Origin of the sequence: Lacihabitans sp. CS3-21, assembly GCF_024343675.1 — a bacterium.
Classification (GTDB): Bacteria; Bacteroidota; Bacteroidia; order Cytophagales; family Spirosomataceae; genus Leadbetterella.
The window spans coordinates 129413-150987 of sequence record NZ_RJUD01000097.1 but is presented as its reverse complement, the minus strand read 5'-3'; the positions used below and the strand labels follow the sequence as shown (position 1 = coordinate 150987).

Genomic DNA, 21575 nt, shown 5'->3' with positions numbered 1-21575 from the left:
ACCTGAGGTGTGTTAAGCCAGTGTTAAATTTCTATGGAATAAATCTTACGCTGTTCGTTGGTAAAGACAATTTTCGAGTTGTTTTCAAAGACTACGGCTTCCGTTTGATTCTTACCAAGTTTGATACATTTCAAAGGCTTCTTAAAGTTTATTTGATTGTTTTCTATGCCATAAATCATTAATTTTCCATAGGTTATAAGAGCATACTTTGTTCCATCCGGACTAATATCTGCCCCAGTTACCTGAGCCTTAAAGTAAACCTGGTCTTTTGGAGAAACCGAATATTCACCAGATTTATCTGGCAAAACATATAGTTTAGTGAGTTTTTTGCCCTTGTTCCAACTTTTAGTAAATAGATAAAGTGAGTCGTTTTTCCAAAAGAACGCTTCACAATCAAAAATTCGATTAGAAGTATCTGCAGGAGTTTGGTCGGCATATTTGAAGTTTATTTTTTCCACACCATAATACCCTCTTTTATAAATAGTTAAATCATCTCTACGGTTCGAATTATTACCAAAATCACCCATATATAGGTTGCCTTTGTCATCTTTGGCAAGATCTTCCCAATCAATATTAACAGCATTTGGCACATCTAAAGTATCAAACATCAAACCCTCTGCATTCACCATATACAGTTCTGGGCTACCACCAGAATCGTTATGTGTCCAATAATAGCCGTCTTGCCACGCTTTGCTTAAACCCGAGTTTTCACCAATACAAACCGGAAACTTACCCGTTTTCTCGATTTTAGGTTTACTTTTCACAAAAAAGGCATTCTTAACCTCGTAATTGCAGGAGCAAGTGGCTGTTTTGAGAGCAAAAAGAAAAAGATATAGTTTATATATAATCATCTTTTCAATTTTTCGATTTCTAAAATCACGTCTAAAATACCTTTCAAGGGAATTTTCACCCAACCTGGACGATAATTTAACTCATAACCCAACTCATAAACCGCTTTTTCTAATAAATGAAATTGCAATAAATAATTGATCTCGTTGTTGTTCTTCAAAAGCGGATGCAAAGGCCCAAAATACCCAAGGTATTCTTCCAAATAGGTATCTCTCATGAGTTTATACCACCTATCGGTTGCTCTTTGAAGTACTTTTTCGTCTAATTCCATGGTTTCAGGACTGTTAAACAATTTGGCCGAAACAGCATAATGGTAAGAACGAATCATCCCAGCGACGTCTTTCAGAGGTGAATGCTTCACTTTTCTGCTTGAAATGGTGCTTTCAGGCTCACCTTCAAAATCGATAATAACCAAGTCTTCTTCACAAACTAAGACCTGCCCGAGGTGGTAATCACCATGGATTCTCGTTCGGAATGATTCAATTGGCCTTGTAAGAATTTGATCCACAAAATCCAAAATCAAGTCTTTGGCCTCCATAAATTTCCAAGCCAAAATCTGCGAAGCTTCGTCAAGTGACAAATAATTATCTGTCAAAAGATTGTAGCGATGTTCGAGCAAATCTTCTACTTTTTGGTGAATAAATCTACGGTAAGGTCTGTCGAAATTATCTGCTCTAAAACCCTCATCGCCATGAATACTGAAAAGGGCATCGTGCATTTGAGCTGTTCTTACCCCCAAAAGGGCCACTTTTTCAAAAACATTTTCTTTAACTTGGAAATTACCGTCAACAAAAGCAAACATGAATTCGTTGAGATAATCGCCGGTTTTTGACCAATTGTCTTTTTCGTTAGAAATGACCTCCACCAGTAAACCGAAAGTGATGTCGCTTTCCAATTTTCTTTCTAATGTAACGCTTCCACAAAACCTAGGAATGTTCTTAAAATCTGAGTTTTGTGTGATAAACTGCACCATTTCCACCTCAGGATTGGTTTCGCTGAAGAGCTTACGGTATAATTTAAAAAAATATTTTTCGCCAAAAACAAAGGCTGTATTGCTAGAATCTATTTCAGGAATCACACTTTCAGCAGCCGTCTCATCTTCCAAGCCTTTCCCCTTTTCAAATTTCAGTAAGTCATTGTCTATCTGAAGGATACCGTTGTTAGCCACTATATTATGAAAAATAGCCTCTCTAAAAGCAATATCAAAAACAGCCTCAACCAAATAGCCCTCTTTATCTTCGAGTGTGGCCGGACTAATAATCGCCTTTTCTGGCAAGTCTGCAAACGTTTTTTCAACAAAAGACAAAGGAAACATATAGGTCTCATTGTCGCCCTCCGGATATTTCACAGATATGATGCTGAAGAAAAACTGCTTTTCTTCATCGGTCATTCTTACTACCTTGGTAATTTTTAGACGCCAATTCTTGCGTGCTTTCCCAGCAAACCATCGGCATTTGACAAAATAGTCGGGCAATAAATTATCCTCTAAAACGGTGTGAACATATTTGTCCTTTTCAAAACCTTCCCAGTCGAGCTGTAAAACAAATTTTGACATAATTTTCGGTCAAGTATTTTTCAACAAATTAATAGGAGATTTGAGAATAAAAAAGCATTTATCTCAATTTCTCCTCGAAAAGTTTCAATATCCTTTTGTACTCATCTGTCCACGAACTCGGCTCCACAAAGCCATGGTCTTCAACAGGATAAGATGCAAGCTCCCAATTATCTTTCTTCAATTCTATCAAACGCTGACTCAAACGAACAACATCTTGATAATGGACATTAACATCTACGACACCATGACAAATCAATAGGTTATTCTTTAGTCCACTGGCAAAATATATGGGCGAGCTTTTGTGATATGCAATACTGTCAGTTTGGGGTGTATTGAGGATATTCGATGTGTATCCATGGTTGTAGGCGGCCCAATCTGTAACAGGTCTAAGTGCAGCTCCAGCCTTGAATACATCTGGTGCTGTAAAAAGCCCCATAAGTGTAATAAAACCACCATAAGAACCACCATAAATTCCAATTTTTTTGGAATCAACGCCATAATTTTTAACCAAATATTGAGCCGCATCAACATGATCTGACAAATCTTTGCCGCCCATGTGTCTGTATATACCAGTTCTTACATCTCGACCATAACCTGCTGATGCTCTGTAGTCTATATCCAAAACTGTATAACCCAAATCAGTCAAAAGGTTATGAAACATATATTCTCTAAAATAGCTACTCCACCATTTGTGGGCATTTTGTAGATAGCCAGCACCATGTACAAATATTACAGCAGGCTTTGTTCCTGCTTTTTTGCCTTTGGCGGTTGGCTCATAAATTCTACCATATATTTCCTGTCCATCAGACGCTTTAAAAGTAATAATTTTCGGATCTCTCCATGGATAAGCCTGAAAATCAGCTGTAAGTGAGTTTGTAATTTTTTCAGAAACTGCTCCAGCTTCGTTTTTTTGTAAATACAACTCCCATGGCTTGTTTGAATACGAATATCTAATGGCCAGTTGTTTCTCATCGGGTGAAATTGTCACCTCATGAGCACCTGTCAATTCGGTTATTTTCGTAAGCTTAGTGCCATCTACTGATAAATGATAAAAATGTTGTTCGCCTGGATGAACCTGATTGGTGGTAATAAAAAACTTGGTTTTGTCTTGAGATAAAGCTACCTTTTGCACCTCAAATTTACCAGATGTTAGGGCTACTTTAGTTTTAGCCGTCAAATCGAATCTATAAAGGTGAGCATATCCTGTTTCTTCTGATTGAAAAAAAATGGTGTTTTCATCTAAAAAACCCAAGGTGCTTGCAAAGTTAGAAATGCCTGGTCCGCCAATCCAAGCCTCATCTCTTTGATGATCTAAACTTTGAACTCGTCCAGTTGACATGTCAACTTTTACGATCCAACGGTCTTTATGATCCACCGTTCTTGCTTCTGCCACCAAGTTTGTTCCCATCGGCGACCAGGTAAAATTGGAGAACTGCACCACACGACCTTTCGCTTTTGTAACACTATCAATTTTCGGATAATCTTTGAAATATTCTGGAAATTTTTCCAAACCAGGCAAACCTTTTGACGAAATCTTGAAAACGGTATCGGCCAAAGCATTGAACAAATAAGATTCTGAAGTCATTTGTGGAGAGCCTACTTTGTTTCTACCTGGAATATCCTCGGTGTATCCCGATGCATTTACATAATTTGGCACTATGGTGTTCTTTTGTGTCTTTGGTGTTTCCAAAACACTATAAATCAACATATTTAGATTTGGACTCACTTGCAAACCTCCTAGTCTTTTGTCGTCCAGATATATCTTTTTTAGTCCTTTTTTGGGTGGATTGTTCTTTTTGGCTTGTGTTTCTTTATTTTTTCTTTCTTCAAGCACATCAAATAATTCTACCTGATCTTTTTCTAACCAAAGCTCTTCTTCTGTTTTTTTCTTTTCAGAAGCTTTTGAACCGGATTGAAAATCAGTCAATTGTTTTACAAATCCATCATTGATATTTTGGGCATATAAATTTTGGCCTCTTCTGAAAATTATAGTTTCATCGTCAAGAGAAAACTCTGGTAAAGACTCTATATCAACCGTTTTCGTTAATCTTTTTACAAGGTTAGTACGCAAAAATTGCAAATACAAATCGCCTTCTTTTACAAAAACTTTCTTAGTTTGGTCATTTGAATATGCACCAGTTGGAGAAAGCTTTTCTCTTTGCTTTACAGAAAGTTTCTCCGTTTTTTGAATTTGTAAATTATATGCATAAAGCGAATCACCTAAGTTTTTCTCTGGATTCCAGTTGAAATAAATGTTTTTACTATCTTCTGACCAAGAAATATTAGAAGGCGATGTCCCAATCCATTTTGGATCTTGCATGATTTTGTCTACCGAGAGTTTAGACTGTGCAAATACACCTAAAAAGCAGAAGCTCAACAGAGCCATTAGTTTGATTTTCATTGATTTATAGAGGTTTGATGAAATTATTTCATTAATAAATTTTCTAATATTACCACAGATTTGACGCCTGCTTTTTTCCGGAGTTCCCTGTTAAAAGCACCCAAAATGATATCTTTATCTCCATCTTTGTCAAAATCTCCTGCATCCATTGTGAGCCACTTATGACTAGATACTTTCTTTTTTGAACTTACTTCGAATTTTAAATTTGCTTGGCCTTCAAAATACAAAAATGCTTCGTTTCGCTTTTTGTCCGGAAAAAATGAAATAACCGCCAAATCGAAATCTTTGTCATTGTCAAAATCTTCAGCAATTACTTTGGATGCTCCGTTAATCGGGTAAAAGTATTTTTCTTTGAACTCCGCATTCCTTTCATTAAGATAAATACGAACACCGTGAAAAGGTTTCTTGGTGATACTCAAATCGGCATTATCGCCGTTTGTATAGACAAAATCCAAGTCGCCATCAAAGTCTAAATCCTTGGCCTCAAAATAACTCGAGCCAAAATAGGATGGAAAACTCATCAAAGTTTTCATTTCGAACTCGCCATTTCCTGTATTTCTAAATAAAACAATGGCCTCCCTTCCTTGCGTCATCAATGCCAAAATATCTTTCTTGCCGTCTTTGTCAAAATCTACTTGATAGACTACCCTCGCTCCTGGCTCATTATTTAAAATATTCCCCTTAAAGGTTTTGCCATCATACCAAGTCAAATTCCCCGTCAGATTACCGAAATTTGAAATGATAAAGTCCTCGTAATTGTCACCATTTAAATCGGCCAAAACCATGTGTACTGGTCTGTGCAGTTTATCAATCAACACTTTATTTCCTGCAAGGAGTCTTCCCTCTGACAAATCTGATGGATTAAGGATACCAACTTCTAAGTTTACTTTACCTAGGTTTTTGTGATACTTTATATCCACCACAGGACTTTTTGTTTTTATGGAATCAATTAAATTGCCATTTGAGGAAAGTGAATAAACAGTACTTTTTATGGACGTCCCTATAAAAGTTTGATTTTTTGTCGAATCAAAATGAGTTAATACGATTTCATTTGCATCAATTTCCTGCTCTTTTAAAGAAAATTCCAAAAGCTCTTTTGTATTTAAAATCTCGTTTTGGATTAATGAATCTGGAGCATTTTCTCCATAATACTTCAAAATCTTTTCCCAATCCGCTTTGGCCATTACAGGATTTTGAGGATAAACGCCCGAATTTATGATGGCCATCATTTCGTCGTTGGAGAAGTTCATCATTTCCAACATAAACTCTCCCTGACCTAGTCTTAGAGCCATTTTGGGTAATACACCATTTAGCCAAATAGCTTTGGGCAAAGAATTGGGGTCTGGAAAAATATGACATCCTGAACAATGAATCTTAGCCAATTCTTCTCCTGAAAGATTCGATTCTTCCGGTGTAGTTATTTCAGAAGAACTTCCTTTTTTACAAGAATATCCAATGACCCAGATAAACAACAAACCAATTAACGAATACCTCATAATTAGTTTATTTTTAAACCTTTAGCCCCAATAGGTAAAATAATATATCTGGCCGACTGACCTAGATATCCAGATCCATAATAAATTTCTTTTTTTGTTTTCTTACCATTCAACTCATAGGCATATGACTTAGCCGAAGGATCTAAGATAGAAATTTGCTTTTTGAGAGGAGTTTTAAACATTTTCAAAGGTCCTCTATTTTGCGAAGCCAAAAGGCTAATTTCTCCTTTGATGTTAGCTATACTTACTAAGGCCTTGGCATCACTCGGAACATAGAATCCGGAGTTTTTAATAACCTTAAACTCACCACCACCTGAACCTTTCAAATATACACCGTTAGATGCATCATAACGTCCAACTGAGATTTCATTACCAAAATTATTCCCAGAAACTACAATATCTTGAATACCATCACTATCAAAATCCTCAACAATAATACCATTTGCTGAGCTAAACTGAACCTCTATCGGCAAATCTTTGACCAAGAATTTACCACCACCTTGATTTAAAATGATTACAGATTTCATAAAACTTAACTCTAAATCTTGGGCATCCTTCTTTTCGTCCTTTGTCAATAAATTATCAATATTTGCATTTGCAAAATCCTTGTAAGACACAAACCTTGAACGCGTAACGTTGAGCTGCTTATTTACATCGTCTTTTCCGTTGAAAGGCACCAAAAACTTCTCTTTTTTTTCATTAATAAAATACACAAAAGGTATAATATCATAATTTCCATTGTTATCAAAGTCTTTGGCCAAAACCCTTGCTGGTTCTTTTTCATTACCCTTAAACAAAGCATTGAGGCCTATATTTCCTAGAACATAATCCATATCACCGTCATTGTCAAAATCACCTGCATTGGTCGAAGTCCACAGTCCTTTCAAATTTCCCAATCCTGTATCTTTAACTTCTGAAAGTTTTCCTTTTTGGTTTTTGAAAAACCTTGGTGCCGACCATTCACCAGCAACCAGAAGGTCCATCCAGCCGTCGTTGTCAAAGTCTGTCCAAAGGACATCACAGATCAATCCCAAATTTTTGAGTTCTGGAAGACTTACATTGGTAAACTTGGCATCACCGTTTTTAGAATCATTTCTAAAAAGATAAGAATCGGTGAATTTAGGATATTCTCCTGGTACATTTCTTCCGGCCACAAATAAATCCAAATCTCCGTCGTTGTCGTAATCTGACGCTCTTACGCACGAGGTACTGGTACCAAAAGCCGGAATAGCATTGGGGTTTTCCACAAAATTGCCTTTACCGTCGTTGGTATAAAGCATATCACGGAAATGTTTATCTTCTTTCCGACCTTCACTACCACCTCTGCATAGGTACAAATCTAAATCCTTGTCCCCATCAGCATCAAAAAGCAGCGAACCTAAGTCCTCTTCTAACTTATTTGGCAATTCATATTGGGCCAAAAGCGTCTTTCTATTAAATGTTCCATCGGCATTTTGAGTAAAAAACACGCCGCTATAACTTCGGCCTCCACCAAGGAAAACATCTTCTAAATTGTCCCCATTGATGTCACCAACAGACATGCCAGGTCCTAACTCTGAAAGCTTGGAGGGCATCAAGTTCTGGACATTAAAATCAATGAAATCTAATTCCTTATGTACAAAATCAAGCTTTGAAATATCTGTAATATCTTCAAAAACCAGCTTTCCCAAGTTAGTGTCGTAATTTGTTTTAGACAAAGCATTTTTGATATTAACCTCTAGAATCTGATCTATTTTCGGATTCAAAATGATTTGAGACATACCATTGTACCACTGAACTTCTAGTTTTTTTACTTTTTTATTTCCCAATCCAAAATGAATAAATGGCTCAACACTCGACAAATAGCCTCTAAAAGGGTTGTTTTCATGAATCATTTTTTCGCCATTCTCAAACTCCAATAGGACCACTGCACCTAATCCATTTATATTATTTTTGTCGCCAATAGTCTTAATTCTCAAGAAATGACTTTCTTTGTTTTTGTCAAATTCAATTTGATTGTTTTTAAATACAAATGCAGAGTCGTTTATGTTGTTTACCAAATAGTCCAAATCTCCATCATTATCCAAGTCGGCATAAACTGCCCCATTGGAGAAAGAAGGAATGTCCATCCCCCATTTTTCAGTTACGTCTTCAAACTCCAAATTTCCTTTATTTCTGTAGGCATAATTACTAATCTTAACTTCAGGTATTTGCCCCAAAATAAAGGTCTTCTCAGCCAAATTTTCAGCCTCAGATCTAAATGCCATAAAATCACGGTCGGTCACATCTTTTGGAAAACCATTGGTGATGATTATATCTCTAAAACCATCGTTGTCAAAATCTGCTAATGATGGTGTCCAACTCCAATCCGTTTCTGCTATTCCAGAAAGCAAACTTACCTCACTAAACATCGCTTGCTTGTTGTTGGCTAATTTTCCATTGTTTATTTGAAGTGTATTCCGCATGTATTGGTAGGTGTAACCAAACTCATCGCTTAATTTGAACAATTGATAATTATTTGGTGGAGCCAAAACTTTCTTTCTCAAATTATTTTTGGCCAACATATCCACTGCAAAAACATCCAATAAACCATCGTTATTTATATCAGCCACATCGTTGCCCATGGCCGAACTACTGGTATGTTTAAAATATTGATTGGCTTGGTCAGTAAAAGTACCATTTCCATTGTTTATATAAAGTAAATCATCGGCTGCATAGTCGTTGGTTACATAAATATCTTTCCAACCATCTTTGTTGATGTCGCAAATATTTAGGCCGAGACCATAACCTTCAATGATAATACCAGCCTCTTTCGAAACATTGGTATAGTAGGAATGACCCAATTTCTCATCAAAATCACATCTATATAATCTATCGGTATTTGGATAAGTACCGTCTTTAACTTTTGGTCTAAAAGTATTGGGGTATTGGTCGATTTCGTTTGTAAGTACATATAAATCTAAATCTCCATCGTTGTCATAATCAAAAAAAGCTGCATTCTCAGAATGGCCTGAATCGTTTACACCATATTCGGCACCCATTTCTTTGAATACGGGCGTTCCGTCTTTCAATCCCTGATTGACAAACAATAAATTCTGTCTTTCAGAAGCCGGTTCTTTTACAGTAGCTGCCACGTAGACATCCATCCAGCCATCACTGTTGATGTCTACAATAACTACTCCGGCACACCACCTGTTGGCAGCTTCAATACCAGCTTTTACTGAAATGTCATCGAACTTAAAATCACCTTTGTTTAGATATAATTTATTCGCAACTTGATTTCCACTAAAAAACACATCTTGCAATCCGTCTTTGTTAAAATCTGCAATCCCAACACCAGAGCCATTATAGACATATTCAAAATCCAAAATATTCATAGAATCGTTTTCGATTATTCTATTTGAAAACTGAATACCAGAGTCTTCCGCATCTATTTTGGTAAAAAGGGTATCGTCTTTGCAAGAGAAGAAAGTACTAATGATAAGGAGAGTAGTTAAAATTCTAAACGTCATATTGGGTCAAATTAATCTAGCCCAAAAATAACAAAAAAAGGGCAGAAGCTTTGCTTCTACCCTTTTTAAAATATCTCGAATCTTAGAATTAATATCCAGGATTTTGAGTTAAGATATCTTTTCCTTGAACGTCAATTTGAGGCTGAGGAATTGGTAAATATTCGTTTTTACCTTTGGTGAATTTCGCTCCACCAAATTTAGCCACCAATATTTTACTTTCGTAAGCCAAGTAATTGTTCAATTCAGTTTCAGCAATTCCCCATCTTACTAGGTCAAAGAATCTGTGTCCTTCTTGAGCTAGCTCAAGCATTCTTTCCATTCTTACCGCTGATCTTGCTACTGCTTTGTCAGTCCAAGGTGCACTGTAAGTAGCTATGTTATAATTAGCCGCAAACTTAGACTTGTCACTGTTTTCAGTAACCCAGCTAGCTTTGTTAGCAGCTCTTCCTCTTACCATGTTGGTATATTCACGAGCTTTCTCCAATGAACCAGCCTCAATTTCAGCTTCAGCTGCCATCAATAAAACGTCAGCAAAACGGATGATGTTGAAGTTCATAGTTGCATAACCTCGTGTCCAAGAAGAACCGTCAGTCAAAGTATTCTCTTGACGTTTGTAGTAAACAAATTTCTTAGGAGAATAAGGACCTGCATATACTTGAGAACGAATCCAGTCTTTACCAGGATGCTCTGTCCAGTCTAAATAAGGAATACCTCTACGACCTACAGTGAAATCCAAACGTGGGTCAACAGGACCTGCATCTTCAGTGAATGGAGCAGAAGATTCTACACCATAATCATGCTTCAATTGATTTGCACCTGAATTGTAAGATCCATCCAATAAAGGAAGACCATCTTTTGTACGGTATGCATTAGCCAATGAGAAACTTGGTTGGAAAAATCCACAACAGTTACCAGGACCGTTAGTACCTGTGTTGTATGGATAGTTCAAATCATCAAACCAGTTAGAGTTGTTTACGTTTTGCGTGTTCATAGAAGACTGTAACGCAAATACTGATTCTTCGTGGTTATCATTTTCAGCATTGAAAACCTCAGAGAAGTTTGAAACCAAAGCATATTTCTTACCGTTGGTTGTTTTACCGCTAGAAATTACTTGATCAAACAATGTTTTAGCTTGAGCAAATTTCCCTTGGAATAAATTAGCTTTAGCTAAATAAGTAGCAGCAGCCCATTTGTTTACTCTACCTGCTTGAGATTGAGTCTCAGGTAGGTTGTCCATAGCAAATTTAAAATCAGCTTCAATTTTATCCCAGAAGTTCGGCGAGTTTTTAACAGCCTCTATTCCTTTACCATAATCAACTGTTTCGTCGATGTAAGGAACACTATTGAATAATTTTTTCAATTCAAAATAATAGTGTCCACGTAAGAATCTCGCCTCACCGATGATTCTCTTTTTGTCTGCATCTGAAAGAGCAGTAGAAACGTTGGCCAAACGAATAGTTGCGTTACAACGTGAGATACCCTCGTACTTAGGTCTCCAAGTATCGTTAACATCACCGTTTGTAGCATCTACTTCATAACGTTGCATAGGGTTGATGGCTGTGTAGTCACCTGGGTCAGTACCCTTGTTAGCCTCACCACCCATTATACTTCCATATACCCAGTTGTTTGGAGCACCCAAACGAGAATATCCTCTGGCGTTCAATGATGAATATGCTCCAATCAGAGCACCTTCAACACCCGCCTTACTGGTCAATTGAGCTTCACTCAATGATGCAGTAGCAGGAATATCGAGAAAACTATCTTTACAAGAGAAAGCTACAGTCAATAACGATACCGTTACGATTACTGCTTTTTTTGTATTTAAAAATTTTGTCATAATTGTAAAAAATTTAAAAAAATTTGTTTTTTAGAAACCTAGGTTGATTGAAACGTTAAAGCTACGAGTAACAGGGTAGTTACCTACGTCAATACCAAACTGTTGGTCAGCGTCACCACCTACTGCAGGATCTAATCCAGAGTATTTAGACAACGTCAATAAGTTGTTAGTTGAAGCTGCAATTCTAGCTCTTGAGAAACCTAATTTCTTAGCTACTGAAGTTGGAACAGTATAACCAACCGCAATGTTTTGTAATCTCAAATAAGAACCGTCTTCCACATACCATGAGTTTTCAGCACCTGAAGTAGAGATGTTTGAAGCCGACTCCCAGATTGGAGCTAAAGCATTGTCACCCAATGCTGGTGTCCATGATTGTTTCGCTCTTTCACCTTTACCAGCACCTTCAAATGTTCCGTGGAAATCTGTGAACCACTTAGACATGTTAAAGATTTCGTTTCCTAGGAAGAAGTTAGTATATGTAGCAAAATCCCAGTTTTTGTATGTCAACGAGATATTCAAACCACCATTGTAAGGAGCCACTGGGCTTCCCAAGAAAGTTCTATCATCCGGAGTGATTTTGCCATCACCGTTAACATCTTGGTATTTGAAACGACCCACACCTGCACCTGATTGAGCAGGGCTGTTTTTAACGTCTTCAGCACTGCTGAAATATCCAAGAACCTTGTATCCAAAATATGATGAAAGTGATTGTCCAACTGCGTTTCTGATAGGGTTAATACCTCTATAACCAAAACCGTTCACAAAATCCACACCTGGGTTAAGAGCTGTGATTTCGTTTTGTAGGAATGAATTGTTCAATGTCAATTCATATTTCAAATCGCTAGTGATATTTCCTCTATTGATAATTTGGAAGTCGATACCTTGGTTTCTCATTGAACCGATGTTGATCAATGGAGCAGAAGCACCAGGACCAGCAACAGCAGGAATCGGAGCAGTAAATAACAAGTCACGTGTATCTTTTCTCCAAACGTCCAAAGCAACTTCCCACTTACCGTTAGCCATAGTTGCATCAACACCTATGTTTGAAGTAACTGAAGTCTCCCATTTAGCATCAGGGTTTCCGATACGTGAACGGTAGTAACCTTCATCAGCACCACTGCTTTGACCAGCAATTGGATAGAATGAAAATCCTCTGCTACCAGCAAACAATGAGAACTGGTTAGCTGGGTTTACGTTGTTTGAGTTACCCATTTCACCATAACCTACTCTCAATTTCAAGTCAGAGAAGAAAGGAAGATCTTTCATGAAGTCTTCGCTCGTAATTCTCCAAGCTGCTGAGAACGCAGGGAATGTACCATATCTAGCGTTTGGTCCAAATCTTGAAGAACCATCACGTCTAACTACTCCAGTGAAATAATACTTCTCGTTGAAGTTATAATCTAATTTAGAGAAAAGAGAGTAGAAGTTAACTCCTTTGCTCAAACCACTGTTTGCTGTAGGGCTTTGAACCGCAGCCAATGTCACAAAGTTAGGGTCCATTGAGAATGGGTTGATACCACCAGCATTCACGCTTCTACCTGATCCACTGTTCAAGGCTTCTTGTCCAGCTAAAACTTGGAAATTGTTTTTATCTCCTAATTTGAAACGATAGTTTGCTGTGTTTGTGATAACCCAGTCAAATCCATAACCACCACCTTCACTGAATGAATCAGAAGCTTGTGGCTCTGAATCTCCCAAATATCTGTTATCATAGTTTACGAAATAGTTATTTCCAAAGTTAGAACCAACTGAACTTCTTAAAGTTAAGTTTTTGATAGGGTCAATTTCTAGGTAGATGTTACCCATTCCACCGATACCAAATCCTCTGTCATATTGGTTGTTGTACTCTCTTTCACGAACTGGGTTTCTTGGGTTGTTGAAACCAGCAGCCTTAGTAGAAGCAAACTGACCATACTCATCAAATACAGGAATTACTGAAGGCATACGATAAGCAGATAAGATAGTGTTTTCGTCATCAGAAACACCTCTACCACCAGTACCACCTAATTGTCCGTCAACCTGACGATAAGTAATTTGCAAGTTTTGACCGATTCTAACTTTCTTATGTAAGTCAAACTCCGTGTTGATCCTTGCAGCATATCTATGGAAGTCGTTGTACAATAAAATACCTTGTTGATCTTGAGCAGAAAGACCCAAATAGAATCTGCTTCTGTCAGTACCACCCGAGAATCCTAAGCTCTGACGAGACATAAGACCTGTACGAGTAATTTCATCATACCAGTTTGTACCAGCACGATTTGGCTTGATCAAGAAAGTAGTCAAAGGACTCGCAGCTTTTGCAGCGTCAATAGCGGCTCTGTCAATAGTTCCTCTTACACCGTTTTGACCATTAGCGTGCAAATAATCAGGCAAAGTAGCCTGAGCTGAATTTCCATACTGTGGGTGGGTATAAGCAACAGCTGTACCGTTGGCAGCAGCGTTGTTTCTATAAGCCACGTGCGTCCAATCTGCTTGCTCTTGTGGAGTTAACATTTTAGGCACCCCGTCAACATTAGGATCTGTAGCTCCAAACAATCCATTATAAGATATTTGAAGACCTTTGTTACCTTTTGTTCCTTTCTTAGTGGTCATTACAATTACACCATTGGCAGCTCTTGCACCATAGATAGAAGCAGCAGCAGCATCTTTCAATACTGTTGTGGTTTCGATATCATCAGGAGAAACAAAGTCAATAGAACTTACAGGCACACCATCAACTACATAAAGAGGCTCATTACCACCAAATGCACCAAAACCTCTAACTCTAATGATAGAAGAAGTTCCTGGTTGACCGTTGGTGATTACTGTAAGACCTGATACTCTACCTTGAAGTTGTTGTTCAACGTTACCTGAAGGAATTTGAGCCAAGTCTTTAGCTTTTACAATTGAAGCAGCAGCTGTTGATTCTTTTTTGTTAGTAATAGAGTAACCTGTAACGATTACCTCATCTAATGAAGCTGCGTCAGTTTCTAAACTTACATTGATTGAAGATTGATTACCTACGGTAACCTCTTTTGATTTGTAACCAACAAAGCTGATTACCAATACGTCACTTCCTCCTCTTACATCGATAGAATAGTTTCCATCTCCGTCTGTAGCCACACCTTTTGTAGTACCTTTAATTACTACCGATGCACCTGGCACCCCCGAATTGTCACCCGCGTCCGTGACCTTACCGCTTACCTTTCTCCCTTGAGCAAATGCAAACTGTGACGTTAAAGCCACACCGAACATAAGCATCAAGAAAGACCTCAAATAAAGTTTTACTTTCATAGAACTTGATGGTTAAAAATGATTAAATAGATTGATTAATTCAAACAAATTGTTTGAATAGTGCAATATTAGGCATAAAATATGAAATGTCAATAGTACAGATAAAAAAATTGCACTTAATCATGAAAAAAAATCCTTTTGGTCGATGAAAATTCAATTTTTTAGTAAAAAAGTGTTAGTAAATCACCAATTATCATAAAAATTTCACAAAAAATATTTGAAACTTTCATTTTTTTACAAAATTGAAAAATTGGAAATATACAAATGTAACTAAAAGCCTAAAAGTCAAATTACAGGTAAAAATTTATGTGCTTGGTGATGAGTTTCTAAAAAATTAGCTTTTTTTTTTAAACAAACTCTTGAGTTTTTTCAGTTAGAACCAATTACACATTTTACCAGAAAATCTTGATTAATTTTAGGTGAATATAATTTTACTTTGTAAACATAATAGCCCACTGGCAACAACTCACCTTCATTTGACAATCCATCCCATTCAATTTCTCCACTCGAACCAAGAATGGCATTGTTGCTCAAATTCCTAACGAGTTTTCCATTTTTATCCATTATGTCTATTTTGGCTGCAAAACCCTGCCCGTTCAAATTGTACTTTAGAAAGGTAGTTGAGTTTCCACTCAGTTGATAGGGATTAAAAATTATAGGTTCGGCATAAAATACGTTCTTGATATTTTCCGTAAAGCTTTGAGAGTTAGGTGAACCTGGCGTAGCAAATCCAAAATCAGAAGCGGCAGATGTCCAAATTGATTTTTTGGTTAAATCAAAATTGGTTCTTTCAAGAGAAATACCCTCTGGGTTTACTATTAATTGATTGTGCATCTTTTCTGAATAGGAAAACCTATCAAATTCTACATCGTTTTTGTCTAAAACTATGACAGTCCCATCATCATTATTAAATGAAGGCATTTTCAAAACTTCAATTATGTGCCCATTTTTGGGATAATTTTGTTGCAGATAGTTCTTGTCCTTTGAAAATGCTATATAGTTTCTGGGCTTTATCAAGAGATCGTAGTTGGCGATTTCACTTATTTCGGATATCTCCCCTTTTGAATTCAGTTTGGCAAATTTCCATCCTCTTAGATTTAATATTTTATCAGAAGAATTAAAAAGTTCTACAAAATCTTCTCCTCCAGTTTTGGGATTAAATAGAATTTCGGAAAGCAAAATTTCTCCTAATTGGGCTGGAACTAAGTTGGCCAAGGCAATAAGGTGTCTTTCAGATATATTTCCAGAACAATCTTCCAAATTATCCACAATGAGTTCAATACTTTCGCCTTCTTCCACCGGATGCTTGAGTTTAATAATTACCTTGTTGGTCTGGTAGAGTTCGTAGCTTAAGTCAATAACTTCATTTAATCCATCTTTTATTTTGAAGTTGTTTTTTTCTTTTATAAAATCGATAGATACATCCTCATCAAAATTCAGGGTCAATACATTAATATCTAAATTGAAATTCAATAATTTAGGACCTGAAATGTCGGGATTTGCTTTTATAACTGAATTAGCTTTGCCTGGCGTACCTCCAATTGCGTCCGTAGAAGAGGCCCAATTTTGATTTTTTACGCATGGAAAACTTGTGTCAATCATCTCTAAACTTATACCTCCTTCGTTTTTTAAATTGTGCCAACTTGAACTGTAATTGATGTGGAAAACATCATGACCACCTTGATTTTGCAAAACCAAAAGTGCTCCTTCATTGCTAAGTGAGAAATTTGGCAAAGGAATAATCGAACCGAAATTTTTAAATTCTGCCTCGTAGCCTTTTCTAAAAACTATGGCATAAGCATTTGACTTTAGTATTGAATCAGGAAAAGAAACTGAAAAATTCCCATAATAAAGTTTGAAATTTTTAAGATTGATAGCCTCAGGGCTTGGATTATATATCTCTAAATACTCCCTTTCTGGCAATCCTTTGGATGGCGTTGGATCTGCCATAATTTCTGTAATTATAAGTTGATGCGTTTGCCCGAAACTATGCAAACCAAGAAAAACAGCGAATAGTAGTAGATTGATATTCATTTTTATAGGTGATTTAGTATTTGACAAAGTAAATGATTTTCTAATTTATCTCAAAAAAAATACTCCTCTTTCATTTTATCAAAATCATTTTGCAGATGCCAATTAGATTGAAACATAACTAGACCATCATCAAAAAAGTATTAAAAAAGATAGTGAATTATCAAAGTCAACTATTTGAAAATTTGATTGAATCTTACATACAATAGTAGATTTTTTGTTAAATATCAATTTTTTGCTTCAGACAAATTACAGGCCAAATTATCCAAAGAGAACATTTAGCTGCTAAAACCCTATTGAATAGGACCATGGATAATAGAAAGTATTTAGCGTATGAAAGAATCAAGTCGGCACGATTTTTGGTTGATTTCAAACTTTAAAGCTATTGAGTATAATATTAAAAAGTTTACCATTATGTCGTTACTAAAAAATAAAACGCTGTGTTTTATTAGTTTCATGGTAATGGCCACCGCTGGCTGGAGCCAGTCAACTCCACCAGCAACGCCTACTATTTGTACAACACCACCGGCAGGATATCTACCTGGCGGGGCCATGTCTGTAGCACCTCCCATTTCGTGCGTTGCTTTAGGGGGAAGTACATTAACCAATGTAACCATCACCAATAAAAACGACCCCAATCGCAACGTTTTTGTAGATAATCCCATATTCTATTTTGATATCGACAACAATTTCAACATTGCCACAGCCACCAATGGTGTTGCTGGAGTAGCAAATACCGTTTCGAAACAGCTCAACATTGGATATCATTGGATATTAATGAAAGGTGAAAAAAATGGGAATAAATATCTTAGTTGTATTTTGCAAGAAAACTTATTAACAAGCATACCTACTGTTACCGCAACATCTTGTGGAGGGAATACTGTTACGGTAACCATACCCAATGCTACTGAAAATCAATACAATAGATACACGATTGACTGGGGAAATGGTACCACAGATATTATAAATACATCATCAACAGTACTTCCTCAAGAGAGAAAAAAAACTTATTCGGGAACTCCAAATGCCATAAAAATCCAAGGTAGTTATATAAGAAACAATTCTCCAATATGCCCTTCAAACTTCGTTCAAATATCCCCTGATTCAGACAGAAATACGCTTTTGCATACGCTTGAAGGAGAAAACAATGGAAAAGAAGTTAAATTACAGTTTGCAGGTGGCGTTACAGGTGCCATATATGATGTAATGGCAGCCGTTGATAATGGTTCAGCCTTGTCCAATTGGACTAAACTCGCTGATGGAATTAATGGCGTGGCAAATATAACAGGCTTAGACCCAAACAATAAATATTGTTTCAAACTTAGAAGTAAAAACTCATGTGGTTTAGATGTCTTCTCATTAAATACACTTTGTACAGTAAACTTGCAAGCTTCAGTAAAATCTAGCAGTAGTGTAGACATGAAATGGAATTTACCCACAGAACCTAATTCAATTCCAACCAGATTGAATTTGGTAAAAGATGTAGAAGGTTGTACCAATTGCCTTAACAACATTCCTTTTCCTAGCCCAATTACCACCGTATATACTGATGCATCTTTAGACTGCTCAAAAAAATACCTGTATCGAGTTTTATACCGATATGCAAATGTTACTTTTGAAGGCACTGCTTGGCCAATCAACATCCGTTCAGCACAAATAACTGTTGACCTAAAATCAAATCTTACGCCTGTTAAACCAGAATATTTGGTATCTGTAGGATTTGACCCAAATGATGATACACGTGTCAGGGTAAATATTGTAACCGATGCCAACACCAGTATCCAAAACAAATATACTTTTTTTAGAGCAGAAAACGAAAGCCAAGTTTTTGAGAAATTGGGAGAAAGAAATGCCAACGTATTTGACGATGTGGCCATTTCAGCTGAAATCAAATCTTATTGCTATAAATATCAGATAGAGGACAAATGTGGAGTAGTTTCTGAACTTTCGGATCCATTTTGCACAATTATGCTAAATTCTAAAAGTCAAGGTACGCTCAATTGGTCACCTTATTTGATTCCACCAGATATTTACACCAGTGCCTCTCCTGTCGATTACAGTTTGGAATACTTTGATGAAGGTTTTAATTCCTTTATTCCTTTGAAAACTACCGAAAAACTAGAGCAATCTGTTCAAGACCTGCTGGATGGATCTGTACAATCACAGATAAAATTTAGAGTAATGGGGAGACAATATGTAGATACTGATTTATTTACAAACCAGTTTATAAATTCTTACTCTAATCCATTTGTTTTACAAGTTCCACCAGGACTATTTGCTCCTTCTGCGTTTACACCAGACGGAAAAGGCCCTGATGATTCAGAATCATTTAAAATAATGGGCAAATTTGTTGCCTCAGGAAGTTTTAAGATTTTTGATAGATGGGGGGCAACGATTTTTGAAGCAGACAATCTTGCAGAATCTTGGAATGGAACCGAAAAAAATGGTGTAAAACCCGCTCCTCCTGGAACCTATGCCTATACAATTCAGGCCGTGAGTGACAATGGAGTATCATTTAGAAAAACAGGATCTGTTCTTTTGCTTCGCTAAATTTGTTTATGAATAATTAGATCAAAAAAAAGGGGCTTATGCCCCTTTTTTATTCAAAATCTTCTTTGCTTAACATACTATCTAATAAATCATTGAACTTCACTCCTTCATCCAATGGTTGTTTTGAAATCAATGAGTATTCAGCCATGCCATGCAACACAAACTCCATCAAAAAATCCTTTTGTTCTGCGGTTTCTTCAGGGAAAAATCTTTCTACCAAATCAAGCAAGCCATCCACTTTTCGCAAACCTTGTTTGTAAGCTTTTTGATTTTCATCTGACAAAAAAGTCAGAGAATTTCCGTTGCCAAACCACTCTACTATTTTCTTATAATCAGGGCTCTTTCGTTTCTCAGGATTGGGAAAGTAAGCAATAAACTCGGACCTGATGGCTTTTCCTATAAGATTATGGGCCACAAAAACCGGCCCTTCCAATTCTCCTTCATACACCAATTCGATCTTTCCGTTGATGGCCGATATAGCTCCATAAATATCTGAAAGCCTTAAATTTGGCTTCTTATCGCCGTTTTTTAAAGCCCTTAACTCTGCCGAACTTAGAAGATTCTCAAAGGCTGAAATGGTCATTCTGGCTGAAACACCAGATTTAGCATCCACAAATTCACTATTCCTTGCTTCAATGGCTACTTTTTCAATCAAATTTTGAAGAATTTCATTCACAAAAATACCTTTTTGACCATCTTTTCTTTTGGCTTCTTGCTGGGTAATCTTCTTCCCAATCTCAATGCTTTTGGGATAATGCGTAATAATTTGTGAATCAATTCTATCCTTAAGAGGTGTTACAATACTTCCACGATTGGTGTAATCTTCTGGATTTGCCGTAAAGACAAACTGGATATCCAGGGGCAACCAAAGCTTAAATCCACGAATCTGAACGTCTCCTTCTTGTAAAATATTAAACAAAGCTACTTGTATTCTTGCCTGCAAGTCTGGAAGTTCATTGATTACAAAAACACAACGATTTGATCTGGGAATTAAGCCGAAATGGATTACGCGTTCGTCTGAATACGGTAATTTCAGTGTGGCGGCTTTGATAGGATCCACATCGCCAATCAAATCTGCAACGGACACATCAGGCGTGGCAAGCTTTTCAGAATATCTTTCATTTCTGTGTAACCAAGCTACTGGGGTTTCGTCACCCAATTCTTTTACCAAATCTCTTCCATATCGCGAAATGGGTTTTAGTGGGTCATCATTCAATTCACTTCCAAGTATTATGGGCACATGTTCGTCCAACAAATGGGTGAAAAGCCTTGCTATTCGTGTCTTAGCCTGACCTCTAAGCCCTAAAAGGTTGATGTTGTGCATCGACAAAATGGCTTTTTCTATTTCAGGAATTACCGTGTTTTCATAACCCCAGATACCTTCAAAAATATTCTCTTTATTCTGAAGTTTTTTAATCAGATTGTCTCTGAGTTCTTCCTTTATACTTTTTGATTTGTAGCCGTGCTTCTTTAATTGGCCTAATGTATTTATTTCTAAAAGCTCCATTGTTTCGAAAGATGTTTAAACTACTAACTCAAAATTAAAACAAAAGGTTTGGCATAAACGAATTTAAGAATAATTGCAAAATCTGCATTTAAGAAATTATATTTGACAAATTTTCTAAGCTGATGAATAGAACTTTAGATATACGTAAAAGAGTGGCCCTAATAGCTCACGACAACAAAAAACCTGAACTCGTAGAATGGGTCAAGTACAATAAAAACACCTTAAAAAAGCATCAACTTTTTGCAACAGGCACCACAGGAATGCTTATTGAGTCAGAATTAGAGGTTCCGATTGTGAAGCTCCTTAGTGGACCTTTAGGAGGTGACCAACAAATTGGAGCTTTAATTTCAGAGGGGAAAATTGATATTCTGATTTTTTTTTGGGACCCCATGTCTGCCCAACCTCACGATCCTGATATCAAAGCTTTGCTTAGGCTAGGCGTGGTTTGGAACATCCCCATAGCCTGCGATCGCTCCACAGCTGACTTCATGCTCACTTCGCCACTTTTTCACGAAAAATATGAAGTTAAAATACCAGACTACACCACCTATATCAAAAGAAAAGATTTTTAAAATCAATCAAAAT

11 protein-coding genes are annotated in these 21575 nt (G+C 36.8%); 2 read left to right on the top strand and 9 right to left on the bottom strand.

The window, feature by feature from the left end; genetic code table 11:
* Positions 1–23 precede the first annotated feature (23 nt).
* The 8 genes from EGI24_RS15195 to EGI24_RS15160 all read right to left on the bottom strand — a co-directional run bounded on the left by EGI24_RS15195 (position 24) and on the right by EGI24_RS15160 (position 16936).
* Entirely contained in the window at positions 24–851 is an 828-nt protein-coding gene (locus EGI24_RS15195; protein ID WP_255049325.1) for a hypothetical protein, read from the bottom strand.
* Positions 848–2404, bottom strand: coding sequence for a putative maltokinase (locus EGI24_RS15190; RefSeq protein ID WP_255049324.1), 1557 nt, complete (start codon positions 2402–2404; stop codon positions 848–850). The genes EGI24_RS15195 and EGI24_RS15190 overlap by 4 nt, the downstream gene beginning before the upstream one ends.
* Before the next feature lie 58 nt (positions 2405–2462).
* Positions 2463–4805 (bottom strand): prolyl oligopeptidase family serine peptidase, encoded by a 2343-nt coding sequence (locus tag EGI24_RS15185; RefSeq protein ID WP_255049323.1) that lies wholly within the window; start codon positions 4803–4805, stop codon positions 2463–2465.
* A 23-nt stretch (positions 4806–4828) separates the two neighbouring features.
* On the bottom strand, positions 4829–6301 hold the full coding sequence (locus EGI24_RS15180) for a VCBS repeat-containing protein (protein WP_255049322.1): 1473 nt from the start codon (positions 6299–6301) through the stop codon (positions 4829–4831).
* A 2-nt stretch (positions 6302–6303) separates the two neighbouring features.
* Positions 6304–9792, bottom strand: a complete 3489-nt coding sequence (locus tag EGI24_RS15175) for a VCBS repeat-containing protein (protein ID WP_255049321.1) — start codon at positions 9790–9792, stop codon at positions 6304–6306.
* An 88-nt stretch (positions 9793–9880) separates the two neighbouring features.
* On the bottom strand, positions 9881–11629 hold the full coding sequence (locus tag EGI24_RS15170) for a RagB/SusD family nutrient uptake outer membrane protein (protein ID WP_255049320.1): 1749 nt from the start codon (positions 11627–11629) through the stop codon (positions 9881–9883).
* 30 nt (positions 11630–11659) lie between these two features.
* On the bottom strand, positions 11660–14902 hold the full coding sequence (locus EGI24_RS15165) for a TonB-dependent receptor (protein ID WP_255049319.1): 3243 nt from the start codon (positions 14900–14902) through the stop codon (positions 11660–11662).
* Between the two features lie 369 nt (positions 14903–15271).
* Complete coding sequence (locus EGI24_RS15160; RefSeq protein ID WP_255049317.1) at positions 15272–16936, bottom strand: lamin tail domain-containing protein; 1665 nt, start codon at positions 16934–16936, stop codon at positions 15272–15274.
* Positions 16937–17347: 411 nt separating this feature from the next.
* Between EGI24_RS15160 and EGI24_RS15155 the strand changes: the two genes are divergently transcribed.
* Entirely contained in the window at positions 17348–19483 is a 2136-nt protein-coding gene (locus tag EGI24_RS15155; protein ID WP_255049316.1) for a gliding motility-associated C-terminal domain-containing protein, read from the top strand.
* Positions 19484–19532: 49 nt separating this feature from the next.
* Here EGI24_RS15155 and EGI24_RS15150 read toward each other — a convergent pair whose 3' ends face one another.
* Positions 19533–20990 carry a magnesium chelatase gene (locus tag EGI24_RS15150; RefSeq protein WP_255049315.1) on the bottom strand — a complete coding sequence of 486 codons (1458 nt, stop codon included), beginning with the start codon at positions 20988–20990 and terminating at the stop codon, positions 19533–19535.
* A gap of 122 nt (positions 20991–21112) precedes the next feature.
* Between EGI24_RS15150 and EGI24_RS15145 the strand changes: the two genes are divergently transcribed.
* Positions 21113–21562 (top strand): methylglyoxal synthase, encoded by a 450-nt coding sequence (locus EGI24_RS15145; RefSeq protein WP_255049314.1) that lies wholly within the window; start codon positions 21113–21115, stop codon positions 21560–21562.
* The last annotated feature ends 13 nt before the right edge of the window (positions 21563–21575 follow it).

Coding starts and splice junctions, on each gene's coding strand:
- EGI24_RS15195 (WP_255049325.1), bottom strand. CDS start 851: ATGATTATATATAAACTATATCTTTTTCTTTTTGCTCTCAAAACAGCC.
- EGI24_RS15155 (WP_255049316.1), top strand. CDS start 17,348: ATGTCGTTACTAAAAAATAAAACGCTGTGTTTTATTAGTTTCATGGTA.
- EGI24_RS15165 (WP_255049319.1), bottom strand. CDS start 14,902: ATGAAAGTAAAACTTTATTTGAGGTCTTTCTTGATGCTTATGTTCGGT.
- EGI24_RS15175 (WP_255049321.1), bottom strand. CDS start 9,792: ATGACGTTTAGAATTTTAACTACTCTCCTTATCATTAGTACTTTCTTC.
- EGI24_RS15170 (WP_255049320.1), bottom strand. CDS start 11,629: ATGACAAAATTTTTAAATACAAAAAAAGCAGTAATCGTAACGGTATCG.
- EGI24_RS15190 (WP_255049324.1), bottom strand. CDS start 2,404: ATGTCAAAATTTGTTTTACAGCTCGACTGGGAAGGTTTTGAAAAGGAC.
- EGI24_RS15150 (WP_255049315.1), bottom strand. CDS start 20,990: ATGGAGCTTTTAGAAATAAATACATTAGGCCAATTAAAGAAGCACGGC.
- EGI24_RS15185 (WP_255049323.1), bottom strand. CDS start 4,805: ATGAAAATCAAACTAATGGCTCTGTTGAGCTTCTGCTTTTTAGGTGTA.
- EGI24_RS15160 (WP_255049317.1), bottom strand. CDS start 16,936: ATGAATATCAATCTACTACTATTCGCTGTTTTTCTTGGTTTGCATAGT.
- EGI24_RS15180 (WP_255049322.1), bottom strand. CDS start 6,301: ATGAGGTATTCGTTAATTGGTTTGTTGTTTATCTGGGTCATTGGATAT.
- EGI24_RS15145 (WP_255049314.1), top strand. CDS start 21,113: ATGAATAGAACTTTAGATATACGTAAAAGAGTGGCCCTAATAGCTCAC.